The sequence below is a fragment of the Desulforegulaceae bacterium genome, from assembly GCA_034006035.1.
Classification (GTDB): domain Bacteria; phylum Desulfobacterota; class Desulfobacteria; order Desulfobacterales; family JACKCP01; genus JACKCP01.
This window is the reverse complement of sequence record JAVETN010000023.1, coordinates 1-5,035: the sequence shown is the minus strand read 5'-3', so window position 1 is coordinate 5,035 and position 5,035 is coordinate 1. Positions and strand designations below refer to the sequence as shown.

General features: G+C 35.3%; 6 protein-coding genes. 4 read left to right on the top strand and 2 right to left on the bottom strand.

Annotated features, from left to right (window positions below):
• Positions 1-379: hypothetical protein (locus RBR53_11935; protein ID MDY0133361.1), on the top strand; the 379-nt coding region annotated here is incomplete at its 5' end.
• Between the two features lie 116 nt (positions 380-495).
• Here the strand turns inward: RBR53_11935 and RBR53_11930 are convergent.
• Positions 496-894: a hypothetical protein gene (locus RBR53_11930; GenBank protein MDY0133360.1), complete on the bottom strand. Its 399-nt coding sequence runs from the start codon at positions 892-894 to the stop codon at positions 496-498.
• A gap of 142 nt (positions 895-1,036) precedes the next feature.
• Positions 1,037-1,414: a YkvA family protein gene (locus tag RBR53_11925; protein ID MDY0133359.1), complete on the bottom strand. Its 378-nt coding sequence runs from the start codon at positions 1,412-1,414 to the stop codon at positions 1,037-1,039.
• 692 nt (positions 1,415-2,106) lie between these two features.
• Here RBR53_11925 and RBR53_11920 point away from each other — a divergent pair.
• From RBR53_11920 to RBR53_11910, 3 genes are all read left to right on the top strand, one after another.
• Positions 2,107-3,018 (top strand): hypothetical protein, encoded by a 912-nt coding sequence (locus RBR53_11920; GenBank protein MDY0133358.1) that lies wholly within the window; start codon positions 2,107-2,109, stop codon positions 3,016-3,018.
• 174 nt (positions 3,019-3,192) lie between these two features.
• A complete protein-coding gene (locus tag RBR53_11915) occupies positions 3,193-4,098 on the top strand; it encodes an Rpn family recombination-promoting nuclease/putative transposase (GenBank protein MDY0133357.1) in 906 nt (301 codons plus the stop codon).
• 276 nt (positions 4,099-4,374) lie between these two features.
• Positions 4,375-5,035 (top strand): Rpn family recombination-promoting nuclease/putative transposase (locus RBR53_11910; protein MDY0133356.1); only part of this gene is annotated, 661 nt, incomplete at its 3' end.

Genomic DNA, 5,035 nt, shown 5'->3' with positions numbered 1-5,035 from the left:
AGAAGGTGATGAAGCCATGAGAATATTACTGAAAGAAAATCCGGAAATAAACAAGGCTCATGATAAATATGTAGCCTTCACAAGAGACGAAGAACTTCTTGATGCCTATGAAGCCCACATGAAATGGCAGCGGGATTATAATTCGGGTATTGAATCTGCCAGACGTGAAGGGGAAAAGAAAGGAATACGTATAGGAGTAGAGAGAGGCAGACAGGAAGGCATGCGTGTAGGTGAAGAGAGGGGTAGACAGGAAGGTCTTGAAAAAGGCCAGTATCTTGCACAACTAGCCATGGCAGAAAAAATGCTGAAAAAAGGTTATGATATTGAAACAGTAAGTGAGTTTACCCAAATACCTGTATCAGACCTGAAAAAGATTTAAATTTACAGGCATACTTCAAGCTTAAATAAGCATCATGGAAATCTGAATAAAAAAAATCCCATTCTGGTTTATTCCGGAATGGGACTTATGTTTTTATAAAGGCTGAAAGCAGTTTCTTACCTGACCATGGGCTGTAATACCCTTTCTCCGGGATTTACAAGATCAATGCAGGTTTCAGTGCTGTCAGACTTATTGCAGACCACAGGAATATTTCTTTTACTGATTTCATTAATAAGATCTTCGGCAAATATGGCAGCAAGTTTTTTACAGCTTATAACCCTGCTTTTGGTGTTTTCCTGGAGAAAAAATTCAGGATCTATCCTTGCCTCAAACACAGGATATTCACTTTCAGGATCACCAGCTCCAAAGATATATAAGGTCATGTCAAGACTATTCCAGTGACAGTCATTTATAAACTCAAATTTTATGAGAGAAAGATCCTCAAGGGTTTCATCTACACTGATAAACTCTGCAACAATATCTTCAAGTTTAAGGATATTATCTGTAATAAGCATCTTTGTATCTCCTTAAATAAAACAGCCGGACACACACAATATCCGGCTGAAAAAGTTTTTTGACTGGATAGGTTGGATGGGTCAATTTCAGGGTATGGGATTTAAGCTCCATACATAGGGCTTTGATCTGATGCGGCTTTATTTATTCCGGGTCCAGGCAAATATCTGGAAGGAGAGTATCAACCTTTTGTTTAACATTGTTATTGTTTTTATAGGAATGCAGCCGGGCCAGCACAGAAGCCATTACAGCAAGGTCGTCAATATAGCCTGCTGGTATGATAAAGTCAGGTATGGCATCAACAGGACTGATAAAATATCCCAATGCCAGAATAATACTGGTCTTTGCCCATAGGGGGATATGGGGCTGAGTCAGTACGGCATATAAAGTAACAGCAGTCCTTATAATCTTACATCCGGCTGTACCCGGTAAGGATTTTAATTTTTCCCAGAATTTTTGATCTGAATATGATCTTTTATATTTCTTTTGGTTGATTTGTAATTTTAGGCGAGCATTGTTCATTAATACCTCCGTTAAATAATTACCCGGGTTTGAAGTTTTGCAGGTAATCTTCAGGCTATAGATGGGTAAAGACAGGTCTGTTTAAAGATATAGGGTTTAATACGGGGTCGGACCACGCTAAGTGTTTGAAACATATACAAATATTTTTCAAATAAGGGCTTGAAACAGGCTTAGAGTGGTCTTTTTAGCCCCAAAATGAGAAATGTGCAATAATACGGAGTACAATAATACGGGGTCGGACCACGCTAAGTGTTTGAAACATATACAAATATTTTTCAAATAAGTGCTTGAAACAGGCTTAGAGTGGTCTTTTTAGCCCCAAAATGAGAAATGTGTCCAGAGTCCCCAGGAAGAAAGGGGACAGGCACAATAATCATTACAACTTTTACCTGAAATATTATCAATTACTTCTTTTTTTAATCAAATCCGAGTTGACTAAACCTTCCTGTAAATATAAATTATATCCATATTTTAAATAAAAATTTAAAAAGGAATAAGCCTTGGTATATGTAAAGCCAACTTCAGACATATTCATAAAATATTTATTTGGCAGGGAAAAAGAATAAAGGGGACAGGCACAATAATCATTGTTTATTTGGCAGGGAAAAAGAATAAAGGGGACAGGCACAATAATCATTGCAATTTTGATCTGAATCATGCTAAGTTTGAAAAAACTTAAAAGGAAAAAAACTATGCCAAGGTCAGCCAGATTAACCGATTCTGAAAATCCAACCATATATCATGTAATGTCGAGAACTGCATTGGATGGTCTTCCAATGGGAGGAGAGGAAAAAGATTATCTTTTACATCTTATTCAGGCATTTTCATCATTGTATTTTGCAGAAATTTTAGGCTTTACAATTTTAGATAATCATTTTCATATAGCCGTAAAAATGCATCCATCAGATTATGTCACCGATGCAGAGCTTATGGAAAGGCTAAAGAGTTTTTACGGCAAGGACCGAGAATTTACACAATCCGAATTTCCCGCAATTCGTGAAAAGTTGTCTGATCTTTCTTGTTTTATGAAAGACATTAAACAAAATTTTACACGCTGGTATAATAAGAGAAACAACAGGTACGGGTTTTTCTGGGGAGGAAGATTTAAAAGCGTTATTGTGGAAAAGGGGGAAACTTTAATAAATCTGCTGGCATACATTGATCTTAATTCAATTCGAGCCGGAATAGTTGAAAAGCCTGAAGAATACAGATGGTCATCAATTGCATATCATGCTCAGACGGGAAACAGAAATAATTGGCTTTCAACAGATTTTGGCCTTGATGAATGGGGTGATTTCACTGATAAAGAAAAAATTGTCTTGTATCGCCAGTTTGTTTATGAAGTTGGTGCTGTAGGCGAAAAAGGAGTAATTCCAGCAAAAGTTGTGGAATCAGGAAAGAAAAATAAATACAGATATTCAACTGTAGAAAGATTCCGCCTTAGAACAAGATGGTTTACAGACAGCGGAATAATAGGAAGCAGGGAGTTTGTGGCATCAAAACAGAAATTTTTCAAAGGTGTGCTTAACAAAGATAAGCCAAGTACCTGGCCGGTTTGTGGACTGGAGAGCTTTTTTTCTTTAAAGCGTTTGTCTGAAGGGTGATTTTTTTGCATGCTGTTTAGGTTGAGTAGGTCAAGGGGACAGAAGTTTACTTTTTATATATATTGACATATCTTTCAGGTACTTTCTTTTTTAATCAGATCCGAGTTGACTAAACCTTCCTGTAAATATAAATTATATCCATATTTTAAATAAAAATTTAAAAAGGAATAACCATTGGTATATGTAAAGCCAACGTCAGACATATTCATAAAATATTTATTTGGCAGGGAAGAAGATAAAGGTCTTTTGCTCAATTTTGTAAACTCAGTTCAGGAAAACATGAATTTTCCCTTTATTAAAGATATAGAACTGAAAAACACCTTCAATATAAAAAATCTGGCACTTGACAAGGAGTCTGTCCTTGATATCAAGGCAGTTTCTGAAACCGGAGAAATTTACAATATAGAAGTCCAGACTTCAGGAGACAATATTTTCAGACACAGGTCTTTGTATTACTGGTCAAGACTTTACTCATCTCAGCTTAAAGAGGGAGAAATATATGGAAGCCTTTGTCCTGTTATCTGTATAAATATTTTAGATTTTCATTTGTTTAAGGAAACAGGCAGATATCATTTGTGTTTTATGCTAAGGGAATTTTCCGATCCAGAGCTTTTTTTGTCAGATCATCTGGTAATGCATTATCTTGAACTTCCTGAATTAAAAGGTTATAATAAGGGAAAACAGCTTGAAAAATGGCTGTATTATTTAAAGAATGAAGGAAAAACAGAAGGTGATGAAGCCATGAGAATATTACTGAAAGAAAATCCGGAAATAAACAAGGCTCATGATAAATATGTAGCCTTCACAAGAGACGAAGAACTTCTTGATGCCTATGAAGCCCACATGAAATGGCAGCGGGATTATAATTCGGGTATTGAATCTGCCAGAAGAGAAGGGGAAAAGAAAGGAATACGTATAGGTGAAGAGAGAGGCAGACAAGAAGGCAGACAGGAAGGTCTTGAAAAAGGCCAGTATCTTGCACAACTAGCCATGGCAGAAAAAATGCTGAAAAAAGGCTATGATATTGAAACTGTAAGTGAGTTTACCCAAATACCTGTATCAGACCTGAAAAAGATTTAACTTTACAGGCATACTTCAAGCTTAAATAAGCATCATGGAAATCTGAATAAAAAAAATCCCATTCTGGAACATAAAGGGGTCAGAAGTTTACTTTTTACTTTTTATATATATTGGCATATCTATTAATTAAAGGAGACAGGCACAATAATCATTAGAACTTTTACCTGAAATATTATCAATTACTTCTTTATTTAATCAAATCCGAGTTGACTAAACCTTCCTGTAAATATAAATTATATCCATATTTTAAATAAAAATTAAAAAGGATTAACCCCATTGGTATATGTAAAGCCAACGTCAGACATATTCATAAAATATTTATTTGGCAGGGAAGAAGATAAAGGTCTTTTGCTCAATTTTGTAAACTCAGTTCAGGAAAACATGAATTTCCCCTTTATTAAAGACATAGAACTGAAAAACACCTTCAATATTAAAAATCTGGCACTTGACAAGGAGTCTGTTCTTGATATCAAGGCAGTTTCTGAAACCGGAGAAATTTATAACATTGAAGTACAAACTTCAGGAGACAATATTTTCAGGCACAGGTCTTTGTATTACTGGTCAAGGCTTTATTCATCCCAGCTTAAAGAGGGAGAAATATATGGAAGCCTTTGTCCTGTTATCTGCATAAATATTTTAGATTTTCATTTGTTTAAGGAAACAGGCAGGTATCATTTGTGTTTTATGCTAAGGGAATTTTCTGATCCTGAGCTTTTTTTATCAGATCATCTGGTAATGCATTATCTTGAACTTCCTGAATTAAAAGATTATAATAAAGGAAAACAGCTTGAAAAATGGCTGTATTATTTAAAAAATGAAGGAAAAACAGAAGGTGATGAAGCCATGAGAATATTACTGAAAGAAAATCCGGAAATAAACAAGGCTCATGATAAATATGTAGCCTTCACAAGAGACGAAGAACTTCTTGATGCCTATG